The following is a 19,252-nucleotide window of genomic DNA, read 5'->3' on the forward strand; positions in this document are numbered from 1 at the left end:
AGTTCAGATAAAGCAAATCTACTCCTGTAATCCTATCAGGATATATTACTTTCGATGGATGGCCGTGGCAGCCTGACTTCTCTAGGCTTGCTGCCTTCATAAGGGCCGACGATCCCTTGTGCTTCCATCATGTCAACCAGACGTGCGGCACGTGTATAACCGACTCTCAGTCTGCGCTGGAGCAGGGATGCAGATGCAGTCTGGGCTTCCGCAACGATCTGAACAGCCTGTTCGTACAGCTCATCATCGACGACTGCCTGCTGCTCTTCCTGAACGTCACCCGGTATCATTTCTTCGTTGTATCTCACTTCCTGCTGCTCCTTCACGAAGCGCACGACTTCCTCTACTTCTTTGTCAGAAACAAACGCACCTTGCACCCGAATGGGTTTGGAGGCACCCATCGGAAGGGAGAGCATATCGCCTCTACCCAAGAGCTTTTCGGCGCCGCCCATATCGAGGATCGTTCTCGAGTCGGCCATGGACGATACACCAAAGGCGATACGTGACGGTATGTTCGCTTTGATGACCCCTGTAATCACATCGACAGAAGGACGCTGGGTCGCAATGATCAAATGAATACCCGATGCACGAGCCATCTGTGCTAGACGGCAAATGGCATCCTCAACTTCACCAGGCGCAACCATCATCAAGTCAGCGAGCTCGTCTACGATTACGACAATGTATGGCAGCGGCGTACCTTCCACTTGGGCGTTGTACATTTCGATGTTTCTGCTGCCTGTCTTTGCAAATAAGTTATAGCGGCGTTCCATTTCCGCAACGACTTTTTTCAAGGCGACGGAAGCGCGGCGCGGATCCGTAACAACGGGCGCCAGCAGATGCGGGATGCCATTGTATACATTCAACTCAACCATTTTCGGGTCCACCATCATCAGCTTTACTTCCTCGGGTTTCGCCTTGAAGAGAATGCTCATGATCAATCCATTGATACAAACGGATTTCCCGCTGCCTGTAGCCCCTGCCACCAACAAGTGGGGCATTTTGGTCAAGTCCGCCACAATCGGTTCCCCTGAAATATCTCTGCCTAGCGCAACCGTAAGCTTTCCAGGTGCATCCTGATACTGTGGCGCTTCCAGGACCTCTCTCAGAGATACTACGGCCACCTCTGAGTTAGGAACTTCAATACCGATCGCTGATTTTCCCGGGATCGGGGCTTCGATACGGATGTCTTTAGCTGCCAGTGCCAATGCCAAGTCATCGGTCAGGCTGACAATCCGACTGACCTTGACTCCGGTTGCCGGCTGAACCTCGTAGCGTGTGACGGCCGGACCTCTGTGCACTTCTGATACCGTCGCACTGACTCCGAAGCTTTTCAGTGTTTGAACGAGCTTGTTAGCATTGGAGGTATGATCGACATCTTTCCCGATCCCACTGGTTTTCGGACGAGACAACATGTGCAGCCCAGGCAATTCATACGGCGCAGCAGGTTGTCCTTCTTCCGTCTCCAGCGTTCCAAAAATCTCTTCTTCCCCTTCTAGGGAGAAGGTAATTTCTTGTTTGGTTGCCGCCCCGGCGCGATTCGTTTGCGGAGACGAAATGGGCTGTTCTCCATCATCCATCGCGATTCGATCAGCAAAATCGCGAATCACGGGTGCAACCACTGGTGCCTCCGCAGGACTCGATGAGTAGGAATCCTGTGAATCGCTTTGGTAGGCGTCATGGATGACCGGGACCACAATCGCTTCATCTGCCTCGGTTGCTTGTTTTGCCTTGCGCGCTTCTCTCGCTTCTTTTGCTTCCTGCTTGCGTTTGTCGTTCTCCTCCTGCAAAAGCTGCACGGAATCCTTGACCGTTTCCTTCGCTTTGCCATACATCAGCGCAACTTTATCACGCAGGAACATCACGATGTTCACGTAAGAAAGATTGAACATGAACATAATGCCTGCCAAAAACAGAAAGACAATCACGAGACCTGTCCCTATCATGCCCACCAAGCCGTTGCAAATGGCGAAAACAAGTGCCCCTACCATTCCGCCGCCTACTCCTGTTGTCGACACTTTTTGGTTGTGGTCTAACCAGAGCCTGTCCCACGTTACCCGAATGATGCTCTGCTCGGCAAATTTGCCGTCTGCTGTAATCTGCTTGTACAGAATGAGATGGTCCCAAGTAAAGATAGCCACTGCGATGAGGACAATGCCCAGCACACGATAAGTCAATCGTGGAGCTTTTCTCGTAAACATCATGTGAATCGCCATTCCTATCAACAGTACAGGAAGAAGGAAGTCCCACGACCCTGCAAGGAAGCGGAACAGAAAAGCCAAAATGTTTTTACCCAGCCATCCGCTCTCCAACAGTCCGATCAAGGATAGGACAATCACGATCAGTCCTAGCAATTCTATTTTGACAACTGAGGCCAATGCCGCTTGCGACTGCTCTCTTTTTCTTCTACTCAGATGGCACGCCTCCTTTTGCCTATTTTCTGATATGTATACCAAATGGTAAAAAGGCAGCCGTTTGCTGTTCGGCTGCTGTTCGTACACAACTAGTATAACACAGGAAAAACATAGAAATACAGGACTTCTTGCTAGTTCCACTCCGGCTGAAAACGAACGATTTGACCAGGTGCGTAATGCGGCTTCAGGTAATCTTGGGGGTCTGGACTGATCAGTCGGACGATCCGACCTTCAAATGGTCCCGTCTGCTCCACCAGCATCGTCGCGTGCCCATAGGTTACTTCCTTGAGTTCTTGCTTTTCTACGACATCCATATTCGCAAAGACCGTTTCAGAAGGCATAACCGAATACAAAATCATTGAAGCACCTCTTTGTCTTTGTTGCGCGCGACCTCCATCAGCTCATTTAATTTTTTCAGAGCCGATCCCAATCCGCCGACTTCATCGATGAGTCCGTACTTCACCGCATCCGCACCGATCACATTGGTTCCGATATCTCTCGTCAGCTCTCCTGTACGGGTCATCAGCTCACGGAACTGCTGCTCGGAAATTTTCGAATGGCGCGCGATGAAGCTCACGACGCGATCTTGCATTTTGTCCAGGTACTCAAACGTTTGCGGCACACTGATCACCAGACCAGTCAGGCGGATCGGATGAATGGTCATCGTCGCGGTTTCCGCGATGAAGGAATAAGTACCCGCCACGGCGATTGGCACACCAATGCTATGGCCTCCCCCCAGCACGAGGGTCACTACCGGTTTGGACAGGGAAGACACCATCTCTGCGATTGCAAGTCCCGCTTCTACGTCCCCGCCTACCGTATTCAAGATCACCAGAACGCCTTCAATCTTGCTGTTTTGCTCTGCTGCAACCAGTTGTGGAATGAGATGCTCATATTTCGTTGTTTTATTTTGCGGTGGTAATTGGATGTGGCCTTCTACTTGCCCGATGATGCTCATACAATAGATATTGCTTTCCAACTGCGGAACATTCGTCTGTCCCAGCTGTGAAATCGAGTCTAGCAACTTTTTCTTTTGTTCTTCTCCTGGCGCTTCAGGCGGCACGGCATTCGGTTCTTGTTCATCAGAAGGAGCTGCCTGTGGGGAATTTCCTCTGTTCATCATGGAATTTGCAAATGGTGGCCGATTCAAGAAATCGGTAAATTGTTGCTTCGACATGAATAATCCTCCCTCACTTTCTTTTGTAGTATGGTTAGGATGAGGGAAAATAATGCACCTCTGGCAACGTAACGCAAAAAGCCGGAAACCCATTTGAAACGGGTTTCCGGCTCACAGTGCGACACTTATACTTCCATGATAATCGGAAGAATCATCGGACGGCGACGAGTCTGCTCATACAGATAACGTCCCAATGCTTCTTTGACATTGTTTTTAAGAGATGACCATTCGTTTACATTTTCTTCCATGCATTTGACAAGTGTTTGGGTCACTATGCGATTTGCCTCATCCAGCAGTTCCTCGGATTCACGGACATAGACGAACCCACGGGAAATGATATCGGGACCAGACAAAATCGTGCCATTTTGTTTGCTGAGTGTAACGACAACTACCAGAATTCCATCTTGAGATAGTAATTTGCGGTCTCGAAGAACGATATTACCTACATCCCCTACGCCCAGGCCGTCAATCAGGACATTGCCTGCATGAACTTTTGGACCGTAACGAGCTCTGCCACCAGAGATCTCCACCGTATCGCCGTTATCCAGCAAGAAGATGTTTTCTTCCGGTACCCCCACTTGTTCTGCCAGCAGCGAATGGGTTTTCAGCATCCGGTATTCGCCGTGGATCGGGATAAAGAACTTCGGCTTCATCAAGTTGAGCATCAGGCGAAGTTCTTCTTGACTGCCATGACCGGAGACGTGGACGGTTCCGTTTGGTCCATGGCCGCCGTAGATGACTTCGGCACCAATGCGGGATAATTGATCAATTGTGCGTGCCACGTATTTCTCATTCCCTGGAATGGGCGTAGCCGCGATAATCACTGTGTCTCCTGGAAGGATGTCAATTTTCCGATGGGCGGATCGGGCCATACGAGTGAGCGCAGACATGGGCTCTCCTTGGCTTCCAGTAGACAAAATAACCACTTGTTCAGCGGGTAATTTATTGATTTCATCTGTATCCACAATCAGCCCATCGGGTACAAAAAGATAGCCCAAGTCTCTGCTGATGTTGATTACATTTTGCATGCTTCTGCCAACAACGGTAAGCTTCCGGTTGAACTGCACAGCTGCATCCACTACTTGTTGAATGCGATGCACATTAGATGCAAACGTAGAAACGATGATGCGTCCATCTGCTTTGCTGAACACATCTTTGATTGCAATGCCGACGGAACGTTCCGATCCGGTAAAACCGGGCCGCTCAGCATTGGTGCTGTCCGAAAGAAGACACAATACACCACGGTCACCAATCATCGCCATTTTTGCAAGATCGGCCGTTTGTTGGTTCACCGGCGTCTGATCAAATTTGAAGTCCCCCGTGTGGACAATATAACCTTCTGGAGTGTCCAAGCATACACCGACACAGTCAGGAATGCTGTGGTTCACTCGGAAAAAGGTTGCTTTCATCTTGCCGAGGACGATCTCCGATTCACCGTTGATCAAAACGCGCTTGGTGTCATTTAGGATGCCCGCTTCCTTCAATTTTGCATCAATGAGTCCAAGGGTAAGTTTGGTCGCATAGACTGGCACATTCAGGTGCTTCAGTACATAACTGAGGCCACCGATATGGTCTTCGTGCCCATGCGTCACGATAATCCCCCGAACCTTGTCGCGATGCTCCTCGAGGTAAGTGATATCCGGAATAACCATATCAATTCCCAGCATTTCCTCTTCCGGGAATTTCAATCCGGCATCAATCACTACGATGTCATCCTCGCTTTGTACCACGTACATGTTCTTCCCAATTTCGCCGACTCCGCCCAGGGCGAAAATGAGAACAGAGTGATTCGACTTTGCCAAAACGTGTAACCTCCTATATTTAGTTGTCATGTCCACTCAATTAAACCGCCCCAAATCACTTGTTATCATTATACCCGAAGTGAAAACATGAACACAAGGAAAAAGAGCCATTCCCGAGGGAACAGCTCTTTTCTTTCGATATGGTTAAACGAGCAAGGAATGGACAAACGCTTTTTCCTGTTCATTCAGTGGCGCAAGCGGCAAGCGTACACCGCCTACGTCAATTCCGAGCTTCTCCAGCGCCACCTTTGTCGGGCCGGGACTCGGATAAGCGAATAAGCCCTCGAATACAGGCATCAATTTGCGATGCAAGCTGGCTGCACCCTTGAGGTCGCCATGGAAAAAGGAGTCCATCATCTGCGTCATTTGTTCCCCGATGACATGACTGGCAACGCTGACGATGCCTACCCCACCAATCGCGAGGATCGGCAATGTCAGGCTATCATCTCCGCTGTACAATTCAAATCCATCCGGAGCGTGTTCGATGATCTTTGCCATTTGCGAAAGGTTGCCGGAAGCTTCCTTGATGCAGACCACATTCGGCAGCTGCGCAAGACGAAGAGTCGTCTCTGCTGTCATGTTGACGGCAGTTCTTCCTGGTACATTGTACAGCATCACCGGCAGCCTAGAGGCTTCTGCCAAGGTCTTGAAGTGACCATATAGCCCTTCCTGCGAGGGACGGCTATAGTAAGGAGCCACAACCATGACCGCATCTACGCCGATCGATTGAACAGCCTGTGTGAATTCGACGCTGGACGCGGTGTCATTGCTTCCCGTACCTGCGATAATAAGACACTTGCCTTTGGCATACGCCACGACATGCTTGAACAAATCCAATTTTTCTGCGCGAGACAGAGTGGGTGACTCGCCTGTTGTTCCGCTGATTACGAGACCTTCGCTGCCCGTCGCTACCAAGTGGTCGATGAGTCGCTCCGTTTTCTCGTAATCAATCTCCAATTTATCATTGAATGGAGTCACCATAGCGGTAACCAATCGGCCAAAACGTGCCACTGCCTCTCCAACTCCTCTATTCTTGGTGGTATTACATATGATGTGCGTGCAGATTGAATTGTTGGTGGAGTGCTCGAACCGCTCTGACCATATCCATCTCGTGAACGAGCACCCATATCGTCGTATGGGAGTCCGCAGACTGCAGGATTTGGATATCTTCTTGGGTCAGAGCTTCTACAATTTGTGCCATGACTCCAGGCACACCCGTCATTCCCGCTCCGATTACAGAGACCTTCGCACAATGGGGCAGCAGTTGGGGCTCGAAGCCCATTTCCGTCAGGAGGCGGGCTGCTTTTTCTCCCATTTCATCGTGGACGGTATACGCAACCCCGAGGGGATTCACGTTGATAAAGTCCACACTGATGCTGTTTGTCGCCATTGTTTTGAATACCTGCAATTGCGTATCGTAATGACCGTCTCTGTTTGCCACTTTCACTTGCGTAATGTTAGGTACATGGGCTATTCCCATGACGACCCGGTCGTGAACAGTATATCCTAACTTGCCGATTTCCAGCATAGTCGTAACAAGTGTCCCAGGGTCGTCCGAAAACGTGGAGCGTACTCGAATCGGCACGTTTGCCTGCATGGCAATTTCCACTGCCCGTGGATGTATGACTTTGGCTCCGAGATGAGCCATATTGCAAATTTCGGTATAGGTCACCATGGACAGAGGCTGAGCTTCTTGCACGATCCGTGGGTCAGCTGTCATGATGCCTTCCACGTCCGTGAAAATGTCCACCATTTCCGCTTGAAGCGCAACTCCCAATGCGGTCGCCGTCGTATCGCTCCCACCACGTCCCAATGTCGTAATTTCCCACTCAGCAGTGCGCCCCTGAAAACCAGGTACGATCACGACATTGCCCGCCTCCAGTTCTTTGTGGATGCGAGCAGGGTCGATCGTGAGAATTTGTGCGTTGTTAAAGTCATCGCTGGTTATGATATTCGCTTGGCCACCTGTGAGAATCGTAGCTTTGATCCCGCGCGCATTCAGCATGCTGCACATGATCGTAGCCGAAATGATTTCCCCCGTATGCATCAGCATATCCATTTCCCGACTCGGCAGTTGGTTCCCATTATTGCGAACCAGCTGCAGGAGAGTATCGGTTGCATAGGGATCGCCTTTGCGTCCCATCGCTGAGACGACAACGACGAGGGCGTAGCCTTCGTCGATCGCCTTTTCCATATGGTAGATTGCGCGATTCCGGCAATCTTCCGTCGTCAGGGAAGAACCACCGAACTTTTGGACGAGAATCTTCACTAACCTCTCCCCTATGCTCTTGCTTTGATGAGTTCTTCAGCGATTTGCACCGTATTCCATGCCGCACCCTTGAGAAGGTTGTCAGAAACGATCCACATATGCAGCCCGCGAGGATGATGGAGATCACGACGCACACGGCCCACAAATACATCCAGTTTGCCTGTCGCATCCGTAGCAAGCGGATAGCGTTGCTCTTCCGGTACGTCTACAAGAACGACTCCAGGAGCGCTCTCCAAGAGGGATTTCACATCTTCCAAATCAAAGTCCTGTTTCAGCTCTACGTAAACGGATTCGCTGTGTCCGTAGACGACCGGAATGCGGACGCATGTAGCAGACACCAATACTGTGTCATCACCGAAGATTTTTTTGGTCTCGTTCACCATTTTCATTTCTTCATAAGTAAAGCCGTTGTCGGTGAATACATCAATTTGCGGAATCGCATTATACGCAATTTGATGGTGAACCGGCAGCTTCCCTACTGGAAGCACGTTGCACTCAGGCTCCTTGCCATCCAGTATATCGCGGCTTTGCGTTTGCAGTTCGTTGATGGCGGATTGACCCGCACCCGAAACAGCTTGGTAAGTCGAGACGATAATACGGTCTATTCCAAAACGATCATACAAGGGTTTCAGAGCGGCTACCATCTGAATCGTGGAGCAATTCGGATTCGCAATGATTCCTTTGTTCGCAAGCGCGGCTTCCATGTTTACTTCCGGAACGACCAGTGGAACTTCCGGGTCCATCCGGAATGCACTGGTGTTGTCGATCACGACAGCACCGTGACGTACGGCATGGGGAGCCAATTCTTTACTTACCCCTCCACCCGCACTAAACAAAGCGAAGTCGATACCAGCGAAGCTCTCTGGCGTTGCTTCTTCCAGAACAAATTCCTGTCCTTTGAACGTTACCGTCTTGCCAGCAGAACGTCCAGAAGCAAGCAGCTTGAGCTGATTGATAGGAAAATTGCGCTCTTCCAAAAGTCGAATCATCTGTTGTCCGACTGCGCCAGTTGCGCCTACCACAGCGACATTGTAAGTCAGTTGGTTAGCCATCTCTTACTCTCCTCCTAATCGCGAAAAAACAAGTTGGTTTGTTATTGTTTTTCTGTCGTGTTTAATAGTTGAATCTTTCGATGAGCAAGGGCTGCAATTGTCGACCTTCCAAGGAAGCTACGCATGTCTCCAATAGTAAGTCCATGCGTGCGACAAGCGAATTAGGCTTTTTATCCGGAGCATCCTGTCCGAACGGGACGAAATAGATGTTTTTCGCAGCCAACAGCTTGGCAATATTGGCCGCATTTAATCCCAGACCATCGTTTGTGGATATCGCGATCACCAGCGGACGCAGATTGCGCATCGTCGCCTTTGCAGCCATCAGGACAGCACTGTCCGTAATGGCATTCGCCAAACGGCTTGTCGTACTTCCGGTGCACGGTGCGATGAGCATGACGTCCAGCAGTTTGGATGGACCAAGCGGTTCTGCCTGGGGAATCGTTGAGATCAACTCTTCTCCTGTCAGCTCCTTTATCTGCTGTTGCCAGCTTAAAGAGGTCCCGAAACGGGTATCCGTCGTCATGATTGTATTCGAAACAATCGGAATGACACGGGCTCCCTCGTCCACAAACCTTTTGATTTGCGGCATGGTCTCCTCAAATGTGCAATGTGATCCAGACAAGCCAAAACCGATTGTTTTCCCTTTTAGTTTACTCATGTTGTCTCCCCCCTGGTTTTCGATTGCTCCGCAATTAGACGAGACAAAGTTTGAGCGAGAATTTGTCCTGCGGTTTTGGGTGCAACGATTCCAGGCAATCCGGGAGCAAGCAGCGCTTTGATACCTCGTCTTTCGGCGTAGCGAAAATCAGTGCCTCCCGGCTTGGAAGCCAGGTCAAGAATGAACGCCGACTGCGGCATCTGGGCGATTACTTCAGCAGTGAGTAATAATTGCGGGATGGTATTAAAAATAAAATCAGCATTTGTCACCTGTTGCCTAAGTTCGCTTATATGGAAGGGAGTCATTCCCATCTCATAAATGCGTGCCAAGTGTTCTTGACGCCGAGCCCCCACTCTGACGCGTGCTCCCAATGCATGCAGCGCCCTGGCCATGGATATCCCGGTTCTGCCCAATCCTAGTACGATCGACTGTGATCCATGGATCGTGATATCCGTGTTTTGAATCGCCATCATCAAAGCGCCCTCCACCGTAGGGATGGAGTTGTAGATAGCTACTTCATCACGCTCCAGCAGCTCCACCAGCGGGATCTGCTTCGGACTCACCAATCTTTTCAAATAAGGTTTGGCCATTCCCGTGTATACCACGCAGTGCTTAGGCAAGCTCGCTATGTGCTCATCTTGCAGCTGCAATTGTTTGGAGCAAAAGATACTTTCCACGAAGCCATGATCATCTGTTCCCACGATCGGAAGGATGAGGGCGTCTACGTCTTTCAACACATCGCATGTTAATGGTTTCTTCGTTGCCCCTGTGAAATTGCTTTCCAGGTTGTCGAAGCCTACTAACGTGACGCTAGCATCCAGTTGTATGCAACGCTTGATTACTTCCAACTGGCGAGCGTCTCCGCCAATGAAGGCAACATGTATGCCCGTTAGCATGCTGCGTTCCCCTTTCCACACATTTTACTGCATTAAATGATCGAAACGCAAAGGTTTTTCCATGTGAAAAAGTTGACGAAAAACGTTGCGGTCTACCCCCATCCTATTCTCCTCTCTCGGGTTAGGTGACACTGCTGCCTACTTTTGCGATGCTTGTATTTCGTGCGAATTGAGCTGAATGATAATCATGTCTGGCCCAATTTTTACAATCGAGCTCCATGGGATAACAATATCCTCCCGTTTCTTGCCGAAGCCAAAGAAACTGCCTCCTGGCAAGACGATCGATTGGATTTGTCCATCATCCGGATTGATCACGAGATCGGAGTCACTGATAACGCCCATTTTCTCCCCTGTATCCAGCCCGATGATTTCCTTTCCCCCCAGTTCACTCAAGCGCATATGCGTACCCCCTTTGTCCTGATTACTTGTTGATATACGCAAAAAAATCCGGGCTATGCCGGATTTTTCCTGAAAGCGTCATTCCTATTTCTTTCTACAAAAGAATATCGTTTTTCACATTCGCAGGGAACCCGTCCAAAGGGCTGACCATGGCAAGTGCCAGTTTGGACCGGAACAACTGCTGCGCAACTGACAATACGGATTCATGAGAAACCCGGTCGATCTTCGCCAAAATCTCATCGAGGGTCAGATGCCTCTCCAGCAGCAGTTCGTTCTTGCCAAGGCGGCTCATGCGGCTGTTCGTGCTCTCGAGACTGAGCATGAGGCTTCCTTTCAGCTGTTCTTTCCCTTTGTTCAGTTCCTTCTCGGTAATTCCGTGGTCCGCCACATCGCGAAGCACATGAGATACGATGTCAAACACCTGACCGACATGCTCTACAGCGGTACCTGTGTACACGGTAAATGTGCCCGCTTCCTTATAAGAGGAATGGTACGAGTACACTGAGTATGCCAGGCCTCGCTCTTCGCGGATTTCTTGGAAGAGTCGGGAGCTCATGCTGCCACCCAGCACATTGTTCAACAAGATCAGGGAGTACACTTCATCATGCCCCACCTGGAAGCCTGGAAGCGAGATGCAAAGATGCGCCTGCTCTGTCTTTTTCTCCTGCGAAATGACGTTGGCTGCAAAATCTGGCGTCGTCAGAACGGGGAGTGTCGCTGAGCGGTGAAACGCAGAAAAACGACGCTTGATATCTTCAATCAAGCTGTCATCAAAGTTACCGGCTACCGTAATGACCGTATTTGTCGGCAAATATCGCTGATCGACGTAGGCTTGGAGGTCATCGCGCTTCAAGCTTCTCAGAACATCTTCGGTTCCCAGAATGGTATAGCCAAGCGGATGCTTCTCATAGGAAGCACGGGCAATCAGATCGTGTACGAGGTCGTCCGGAGTATCCTCGTACATGCTGATTTCCTCAATGACGACATTCTTTTCTTTTTCGAGCTCATCCGCGTCAAAAATAGAATGGAAGTACATATCCGAGAGCACGTCCAAAGCGATCGGGGCATGCTGATCCAGCACCCTCGCGTAATAGCAGGTATACTCTTTGGATGTAAAAGCATTTACATTGCCGCCAATCTCGTCAAAAGTCTCGGCGATTTCCTTGGCCGAACGAGTGGCCGTCCCTTTGAAGAACATGTGCTCCAAGAAATGGGAAATCCCGTTATTTGCTTCGTTCTCATATTTTGAACCGGTCCCAACCCATATACCCAGCGCAACGGAGCGAACCGACGGAATCTTTTCCGTCACGATTCTTAGACCGTTCTCACACGTATGACGTTGTATCACGCAAATCCTCCTCGGTTGATCATCTGTCTCTATCCACTATCTAGGGGGAAATCCTGTAAACACGTCTAACTATAGCAAACTTCCCATGTCTCCACAACAAATGAACACGTTTTCTCACTTGCCGAGGCGGTTGCTGGAAATGACTTCGGATACGGTGGTCGGCACCAGCCCTTTTTGTTTGGCGATGGTCAGGAGCTGATCGAGGCTCGCCTCGGAAGCAGCTGTTGGATGCATGAGTACGAGCACGCCATTCCCCATCAGGCGGCTGATCTTGCGTATGACCCAGCTAGAAGATGGCTTTTGCCAATCCACGGTGTCCGCTGTCCATAAGATGGTCTTCATTTGATAGGATGATTGCGCAATCTGAACGACACGCTGGTTAAACGCCCCAGAAGGCGGAGCAAACAACGTCGGTTTTACCCCAATCGTCTTCTGAATGATATCTTGTGTCTTGCTGATTTCCTGATGAATGCGCTGCATTCCCAGTGTATTCATATCCGGGTGGGAGTACGCGTGATTGCCTATCTCATGGCCTCGCGCTGCAATTTTTTTCGCTTCCTCCGGGTACCGTTTCACCCATGATCCATCCAGGAAAAAAGTCGTCTTCACTCCATGCTTGTCAAGTATATCAAGCATGGAGTCCAAATACTCATTTCCCCACGCCACGTTGATCATGAATGAAATGGCTGGCTTGTTTGGATTTCCCCGATAGATCGGCAGCGTTCCGAGCTGCTCCAGAGAAACAGCAGGGGGCAGCTCCTTGTACACCATCATTTCCGGACTTACCGTACCCGTGGCAATCATTTTGCTTACGGATGCTTCTACATCCACTATACGCCCGTTATAGCCTGGAACTGCCGCTTTCCAGCTTTTATCGAAGACAGCATCGATCGGCATCTCTTCCTTGCCGCTCTTCCATTGTTCGATCAATCCCCGAAGTCGCTCGCGCTCATCTACCCGACCATCCGCGGTTACGGCTTTGTGATTCTTTATCACATCTATGTATTGATGAATGGGCTGATAGTTCAGCGCGAGCATCAACAGAGCTGCGCAGCTGATTGTGAACCAAAGCCTCCTCTTTTTTCCTGTCATCGGGGTAGCCCCCTCCTCCCATTCGTACAAGTCTCTCTTTGTCCAATGTATGACTGGGTAACAAGACTTAGACGAAAAAAAGAAAAAAGCTTCCGTACACGAATTTCTTCGAGTGACGAAGCCTTTTGCTTGTTGTTTATTCAGCTGTGGCTGGAGCAGAATCCGCTTGTTGTGCGGCAGCTTGCTCTTTGAGAACAGCCTTGCGAGAAAGATTCACACGACCTTGGTCATCGATCTCGGTAACTTTTACTTGGATCTTATCACCGACGGCGACAACATCTTCGGTCTTGGCTACACGTTCTTCTGCCAATTGCGAGATGTGGCACAGTCCTTCTTTTCCTGCAAACAGCTCAACGAATGCACCGTATTTCTCTACGCGCTTGACTGTACCCAGGTACGTTTGGCCAACAGCCACTTCGCGAACGAGATCCTCGATGATTTGTTTCGCACGCAGGTTTGCTTCGTGATTGATCGAAGCGATGAAGACGCGGCCATCTTGCTCGATGTCGATTTTGACGCCTGTTTCTTCGATGATTTTGTTGATGACGCGACCTTGAGGTCCAATGACATCGCGGATTTTTTCCGGATTGATGGTCATGGTCATGATCTTTGGAGCGTATGGAGACAGTGTTTCACGAGGCGTGGAAATTGTGCTCATCATATGCTTCAAGATGTGCAGGCGGCCAATGCGCGCTTGCTCCAATGCCATTTCCAGGATCTCGCGGTTGATGCCGGAAATTTTGATGTCCATCTGAATGGCGGTAACCCCTGCTTCCGTACCAGCCACTTTAAAGTCCATGTCGCCCAGATGGTCTTCCATGCCCTGAATATCGGTCAGGATCGAGAAGGATTGTTCATCCTTGCCCATGATCAATCCCATGGCAATGCCCGCTACCGGCGATTTGATCGGCACCCCTGCGTCCATCAATGCGAGAACGCTGGCGCAAATCGATGCTTGCGACGTGGAGCCGTTGGATTCGATGACTTCCGATACCAGACGGATCGTGTAAGGGAACTCTGTCTCCGATGGGATGATCGGTTCAATGGCACGCTCACCGAGTGCGCCGTGCCCAATCTCACGACGGCCAGGAGGACGAAGCGGACGTGCTTCCCCTACGCTGTACGGCGGGAAATTGTAGTGATGCATAAAACGTTTGGACTCTTCCAGGCCAAGTCCGTCGAGAATTTGCACGTCGCCAAGAGCGCCGAGTGTACATACGCTGAGCGCTTGGGTCTGACCACGCGTGAACATAGCCGAACCGTGCGTACGAGCCAAAATATCTACTTCACTGGACAACGGACGGATTTCGTCGAGAGCTCGTCCATCCGGGCGGATTTTATCTTCCGTGATGAGGCGGCGGACTTCATCTTTTACGATGTTGCCGAGAACTTCGCTAATCATTTTCTCCTGCTCTGCAAAAGTGTCAGGGTTTTGTGCAGCGAAATGCTCCTTGGTCTGGGCCTTGATCGCATCGATGGCATCGTAGCGTGCTTGCTTTTCCTCGATGCGAACTGCTTCTTTCAAGCGTGTTTCCGCAAATGCGCGAACGGCTTGATCGATTTCCGGATCGACTTCGTGCAGGATGACCTGCATTTTTTCCTTGCCGATCTCAGCTACGATTTGGTTTTGGAATTCAATGATTTTCTTGATCTCATCATGACCTGTCATGATTGCTTCCAGCATGACCGATTCCGGCACTTGATTCGCGCCAGCTTCCACCATGTTGATCGCTTTGTGCGTTCCCGCTACGACCAGATGGATATCGCTCTTTTCTGCTTGAGCTACAGTCGGGTTGATGATGAATTGTCCATCGACACGGCCTACGATCACACCAGCGATCGGGCCCTCGAATGGAATCTCGGAGACGCACAGCGCTGCAGATGTACCGATCATTGCGGCAATCTCAGGCGAGCAATCTTGATCGACGGACAGTACAGTGTTCACGATCTGTACGTCGTTACGAAAACCTTCTGCGAAAAGCGGGCGAACAGGGCGGTCGATCAAACGACTTGCCAAAATCGCCTTTTCACTCGGACGACCTTCTCTTTTAATAAAGCCGCCGGGGATTTTCCCGACCGCGTAGAGACGTTCCTCGTAGTTGACAGTCAGCGGAAAGAAATCAAGAGCTTTCGGTTCCTTCGAAACTGTCACTGCAGACAAGATTGCCGTATCGCCGTACCGAACCAGAACCGAACCATGCGCCTGTTTGGCCATTTTCCCAAACTCGAGCGTCAGTTTGCGGCCTGCCAGTTCGAAATCAAATGTACGGAATTGTTGCTCCATGTTGCTAGCAGTCCTCCTTCACGACAATGTGCATATCTACACTTTGTTTTCTACCTGTATGTATTATTTCCTGCCGTACTCAAAATTAAATGGGTAGCATTGGCAGTCTTTCTAGATAATAAAAAAACCTCTGTCGAGGCTTATTCATGTGAAGCGTGTAACACGCGAAATCGTGCTACACGCTCCTACACGAAGGAAAAAGCGGGATGACCCCGCTTTTTACAAGACGCTGATTAGCGACGCAGACCCAGACGGTCTACTACGGAACGATAACGCTGCACGTCAGATTCACGCAGGTATGTCAACAGGTTACGACGTTGACCTACCATTTTCAACAGGCCGCGACGGCTGTGGTGATCTTTTTTGTGCGTACGCAGGTGTCCGTTCAGGTTGTTAATGTTTTCGGTCAGGATAGCGATTTGTACTTCCGGCGAACCGGTGTCGTTCTCATGAGTACGGAACTCTTGGATCAGTTGAGTTTTACGTTCTTGAGTCAATGCCATCATGACTCACCTCCTTATTTTGTATGCCGTTAGCCGAGTCTGCCGCCGGTGAGCTTCGGTCAGCCAAGCTACGGTTATCTGTACAACGTTTTGAATTATAGCATACCATTTTGTGAAAAGCAAAGAGATTCCGTTACGAGATTTACTCGCCCAGCTTCATCTTGGCAGTCTCTACGTCTCGCTGAATTTGAGCAATCAGCGCGTCGACTCCAGCAAACTTCTGCTCTTCACGAAGGAAGAACAAAAACTCTACTTCTACATCTTTGCCATAAATCTCGCCCGAGAACTCAAAAATGTGTACTTCTAGCGATTTTTCTTTCTTTTCTAGCTCAAAGGTCGGCTTGATGCCCACGTTCATAACGCCAAAGTAGCTCTTTTGATCGACCGTGAAGCGCACACCGTACACCCCGTTTTTCCCAATCAAATAAGGAGCGGCCACTTTAACGTTTGCGGTAGGAAAACCGATGGTACGCCCGCGCTTGTCACCGTGCACGACTGTCCCTCGGACTTTATAGGGACGTCCGAGCAAATGGCGCACCTGCTCTACATCCCCATCGTGCAAATACTCGCGGATGATCGTGCTGCTCACCTTTTCCCCCAGACGATTGACAGGACCCACGATATCCAGTCCGTAGCGTCCCTCGCTCATTTCCTGAAGCGTCTGCGCCGTTCCCATGCCACGGTGTCCAAACGTGTAATCAAAGCCTACCACCACGTGGCGGCAATCCAGTGGCAGCAAGCATTCCGCTATGAAATCTTCCGGATAGACTGCAGCAAAACCGATATCAAAGTTCATCACGTATGTGGTGTCGATGCCCATTTTCTCAAATTGCTCCAGCTTGTCAGCGAGTGGTGTCAGGTAACGGGTATAGCCACTTTGGCCGAGCACCTCACGAGGATGCGGATCAAAAGTGAGCACCGTGCTCTGCCAGCCGTTTGCCTTTGCCGTATCGATCGCTTTTTGAATCACTCGCCGATGACCGATATGTACACCATCGAAATATCCTAGTGCGATTGCGCAAGGCTGCGTTTGCAAATCAATAGACAACGGGTATGTCAGGGAGATCGTTTTCACGGTTTACACCTCGGAAGGAAAGACTTTTTCTGCTTTGGCGTAGAGGCCTTTATCCCCACGGCAAACGCGGTGAATCCCGAGCAATTCGTTCCCATGGAACAGGCAGATCAAGCTTCCTTCCTCGGCACTTACTCCAGGCAGTGCGGTAATTAATCCATTACGCACCGCTTTGACGCGCTCCGGTTTCACTTGATAAGCTGGCAAGAACGACATCGCTTGCGGGATTGAGACCAATTTTCGGGAAAGCTCCTCCCGATCGGCGGCCGCATCTTCCAGCCGTTGAAGAGGGATCGCTTCTTCCTGCACGAACGGGCCGCTTTTGATACGCCTGAGCAGCTTCATATGGGCAGGATACCCCAGGACGCGCCCGAGGTCAACACATAAGGTGCGCATGTACGTTCCTTTGGAACACGTACACGTAAATGATACGTCCACTACACCGTCTCCTGGCTTAATCTCATGCAAGGTCAGTTCGTAGATCGTGACTTTGCGCGCTTTCCGCTCAATTACCGTTCCTTCTCTAGCGAGGTCGTACAGTCTGACGCCATTTACCTTTACTGCCGAGTACATAGGCGGCACCTGTTCGATTTCACCCAAAAAGGAGCGGAATAACTCTTCCACGCGTTCTTCCGTGATCGATGCGGCGTCCACAGCCATCTGCTCCACGACTTCACCCGAAGCGTCCTCTGTCGTCGTAGAGGAACCTATTCGCATGACCACCTCGTAACGTTTGGGGAGTTCCTGCAAGTACTCCACGAGGCGTGTCGCATGTCCGAGGCAGATCGGGAGCACTCCTGTCACATCCGGGTCGAGAGTGCCTGTATGACCTACTTTTTTTGTGCCGTAGAGTCGGCGGATCCGCGCCACGCAATCATGGGAGGTCATGCCAGCCGGCTTGTCCACGATCAGTACACCATTCACGTTACTCATTGCTGCTCACTCCTAGTGCTTCTTCCAGAACAAGCCTCACCGTCTCTTTCGCCTCCTGGAGAGTTCCTCGAATGGTGCACCCTGCCGCTTTTGCATGTCCACCGCCACCTAAACGCTTGGCAATGGCTGACACATCCACTCGATCACGAGCCCGCATGCTCACCTTGACAGCTCCTGCTTCGGACTCCACGAAAGAGACCCCGACTTCTACGCCTTCGATGTTACGGCAGTAGTTGACCAAGCCCCCTGCATCCTCACGATCAGCTCCAGATTGGACAAAGTCCTCCTGACGAACCGTGATCGATGCCACGAGATTTTTGTGAGAAAGCTCCAAAGATTGCAGGGCGAGGCGCAAAATCTTGACATGGGCGAAAGTAATCTCCTCAAGACAACGCTCGGCGACTTCACCTGGCTTTACACCATATCGCAGCAGCTCGGACGCGATTTCCATGACGTACGGAGACGTATTGGAATACCGGAAGCCACCTGTATCCGTGAGCAATCCTGTATAGAGGCACAGCGCCAGCTCTTTGTTAAAGGTCACGCCAGCAGCTACAGCCACATCGTACAAAATTTCAGCTGTCGCAGCGGCATCCGTCCGAATCAGGTTAACGGTGCCGAAGCCATCATTTGTTGGATGATGGTCAATATTCAGCAGGGCAACGCCTGAACCAAATAAAGACCGTACATCGCCCATCCGAGACTCATCAGCACAGTCTACGGCGATTACGGCCTCGAACGTTTCGTCAAGCGGATCTTTCGAAAGGTTTCGCAGCTGGTCGAAACGCGGTAAAAAATTGAATTTCACCGGCGTTTCTCCTTCATTTACGACCACGTACTCTTTTCCCAATTGCTCCAGAATCATGACAACCCCTAGAGCCGAGCCTGTGGCATCTCCATCTGGATTGACATGAGAAAGAACCAGGAAGCGGTCATGCGCTTGCATGAATCGTGCCGCTTCCTCTACATCATTATGAATTGGATTCATCCTGTTTTCCCTCTTCAGTGGAGATTTCCCGCAGGATTGATTCTATTTTACTGCCGTAGTCAATCGACTCGTCCAGTTTGAATGTAAAATCAGGAATGTGACGCAGCTTAACGCGCTTGCCGATTTCGGTTCGCAGGTAGCCTTTTGCCTTTTGCAATCCAGCCAAAGATGCCTTGCGCTGCTCTTCACTTCCAAAGATGCTGACAAATACCTTCGCCAACTGCAGGTCGCTGCTTACTTCCACATCTGTAACGGTAACAAAGCCAATACGTGGATCCTTGAGACCACGCTGCAAGAGCATGCTCAGCTCTTTCTTGATCTCTTCCCCTACTCGGCTCATCCGTGTCTTGTTCATGTTCTTCACCTCC

At 50.4% G+C, this 19,252-nt stretch carries 18 protein-coding genes; all 18 read right to left on the minus strand.

Annotated elements, in window-relative coordinates; genetic code table 11:
• Nucleotides 1-35 precede the first annotated feature (35 nt).
• Nucleotides 36-2,411, minus strand: coding sequence for an FtsK/SpoIIIE family DNA translocase (locus tag JNE38_RS17600; protein WP_203357620.1), 2,376 nt, complete (start codon nucleotides 2,409-2,411; stop codon nucleotides 36-38).
• A gap of 131 nt (nucleotides 2,412-2,542) precedes the next feature.
• Nucleotides 2,543-2,770, minus strand: coding sequence for a YlzJ-like family protein (locus JNE38_RS17605; protein WP_203254949.1), 228 nt, complete (start codon nucleotides 2,768-2,770; stop codon nucleotides 2,543-2,545).
• Entirely contained in the window at nucleotides 2,767-3,588 is an 822-nt protein-coding gene (locus tag JNE38_RS17610; protein ID WP_203254950.1) for a ClpP family protease, read from the minus strand. Before JNE38_RS17610 ends, JNE38_RS17605 begins: the two co-directional genes overlap by 4 nt.
• Nucleotides 3,589-3,713: 125 nt before the next feature.
• The gene (locus JNE38_RS17615) at nucleotides 3,714-5,390 is read right to left on the minus strand and encodes a ribonuclease J (RefSeq protein ID WP_203254951.1); all 1,677 of its coding nucleotides are present in this window, start codon (nucleotides 5,388-5,390) and stop codon (nucleotides 3,714-3,716) included.
• Nucleotides 5,391-5,534: 144 nt separating this feature from the next.
• Nucleotides 5,535-6,401 (minus strand): 4-hydroxy-tetrahydrodipicolinate synthase, encoded by an 867-nt coding sequence (gene dapA / locus JNE38_RS17620; protein ID WP_203254952.1) that lies wholly within the window; start codon nucleotides 6,399-6,401, stop codon nucleotides 5,535-5,537.
• Nucleotides 6,402-6,432: 31 nt separating this feature from the next.
• Nucleotides 6,433-7,659, minus strand: coding sequence for an aspartate kinase (dapG, locus tag JNE38_RS17625; RefSeq protein WP_203254953.1), 1,227 nt, complete (start codon nucleotides 7,657-7,659; stop codon nucleotides 6,433-6,435).
• A gap of 11 nt (nucleotides 7,660-7,670) precedes the next feature.
• Nucleotides 7,671-8,711 (minus strand): aspartate-semialdehyde dehydrogenase, encoded by a 1,041-nt coding sequence (locus tag JNE38_RS17630; RefSeq protein ID WP_203254954.1) that lies wholly within the window; start codon nucleotides 8,709-8,711, stop codon nucleotides 7,671-7,673.
• Between the two features lie 61 nt (nucleotides 8,712-8,772).
• Entirely contained in the window at nucleotides 8,773-9,369 is a 597-nt protein-coding gene (locus JNE38_RS17635) for a dipicolinate synthase subunit B (RefSeq protein WP_203254955.1), read from the minus strand.
• Nucleotides 9,366-10,265: a dipicolinate synthase subunit DpsA gene (dpsA, locus tag JNE38_RS17640; protein WP_203254956.1), complete on the minus strand. Its 900-nt coding sequence runs from the start codon at nucleotides 10,263-10,265 to the stop codon at nucleotides 9,366-9,368. Before dpsA ends, JNE38_RS17635 begins: the two co-directional genes overlap by 4 nt.
• Nucleotides 10,266-10,403: 138 nt before the next feature.
• The gene (locus tag JNE38_RS17645) at nucleotides 10,404-10,664 is read right to left on the minus strand and encodes a YlmC/YmxH family sporulation protein (protein WP_203254957.1); all 261 of its coding nucleotides are present in this window, start codon (nucleotides 10,662-10,664) and stop codon (nucleotides 10,404-10,406) included.
• Between the two features lie 94 nt (nucleotides 10,665-10,758).
• Entirely contained in the window at nucleotides 10,759-12,012 is a 1,254-nt protein-coding gene (locus JNE38_RS17650) for a M16 family metallopeptidase (protein ID WP_203254958.1), read from the minus strand.
• Between the two features lie 114 nt (nucleotides 12,013-12,126).
• Nucleotides 12,127-13,104, minus strand: a complete 978-nt coding sequence (locus tag JNE38_RS17655; protein ID WP_203254959.1) for a polysaccharide deacetylase family protein — start codon at nucleotides 13,102-13,104, stop codon at nucleotides 12,127-12,129.
• Nucleotides 13,105-13,240: 136 nt separating this feature from the next.
• The gene (pnp, locus tag JNE38_RS17660) at nucleotides 13,241-15,388 is read right to left on the minus strand and encodes a polyribonucleotide nucleotidyltransferase (protein ID WP_203254960.1); all 2,148 of its coding nucleotides are present in this window, start codon (nucleotides 15,386-15,388) and stop codon (nucleotides 13,241-13,243) included.
• Between the two features lie 233 nt (nucleotides 15,389-15,621).
• On the minus strand, nucleotides 15,622-15,891 hold the full coding sequence (gene rpsO, locus JNE38_RS17665) for a 30S ribosomal protein S15 (protein ID WP_049738821.1): 270 nt from the start codon (nucleotides 15,889-15,891) through the stop codon (nucleotides 15,622-15,624).
• Nucleotides 15,892-16,033: 142 nt separating this feature from the next.
• Entirely contained in the window at nucleotides 16,034-16,966 is a 933-nt protein-coding gene (locus JNE38_RS17670; RefSeq protein WP_203254961.1) for a bifunctional riboflavin kinase/FAD synthetase, read from the minus strand.
• 3 nt (nucleotides 16,967-16,969) lie between these two features.
• A complete protein-coding gene (truB, locus tag JNE38_RS17675) occupies nucleotides 16,970-17,896 on the minus strand; it encodes a tRNA pseudouridine(55) synthase TruB (protein WP_203254962.1) in 927 nt (308 codons plus the stop codon).
• Complete coding sequence (locus JNE38_RS17680; protein ID WP_203254963.1) at nucleotides 17,889-18,884, minus strand: DHH family phosphoesterase; 996 nt, start codon at nucleotides 18,882-18,884, stop codon at nucleotides 17,889-17,891. The genes truB and JNE38_RS17680 overlap by 8 nt, the downstream gene beginning before the upstream one ends.
• Nucleotides 18,868-19,239: a 30S ribosome-binding factor RbfA gene (gene rbfA / locus JNE38_RS17685; protein WP_203254964.1), complete on the minus strand. Its 372-nt coding sequence runs from the start codon at nucleotides 19,237-19,239 to the stop codon at nucleotides 18,868-18,870. The genes JNE38_RS17680 and rbfA overlap by 17 nt, the downstream gene beginning before the upstream one ends.
• Between the last annotated feature and the right edge of the window lie 13 nt (nucleotides 19,240-19,252).

Origin of the sequence: Brevibacillus choshinensis (assembly GCF_016811915.1) — a bacterium.
Classification (GTDB): Bacteria; Bacillota; Bacilli; order Brevibacillales; family Brevibacillaceae; genus Brevibacillus; species Brevibacillus choshinensis_A.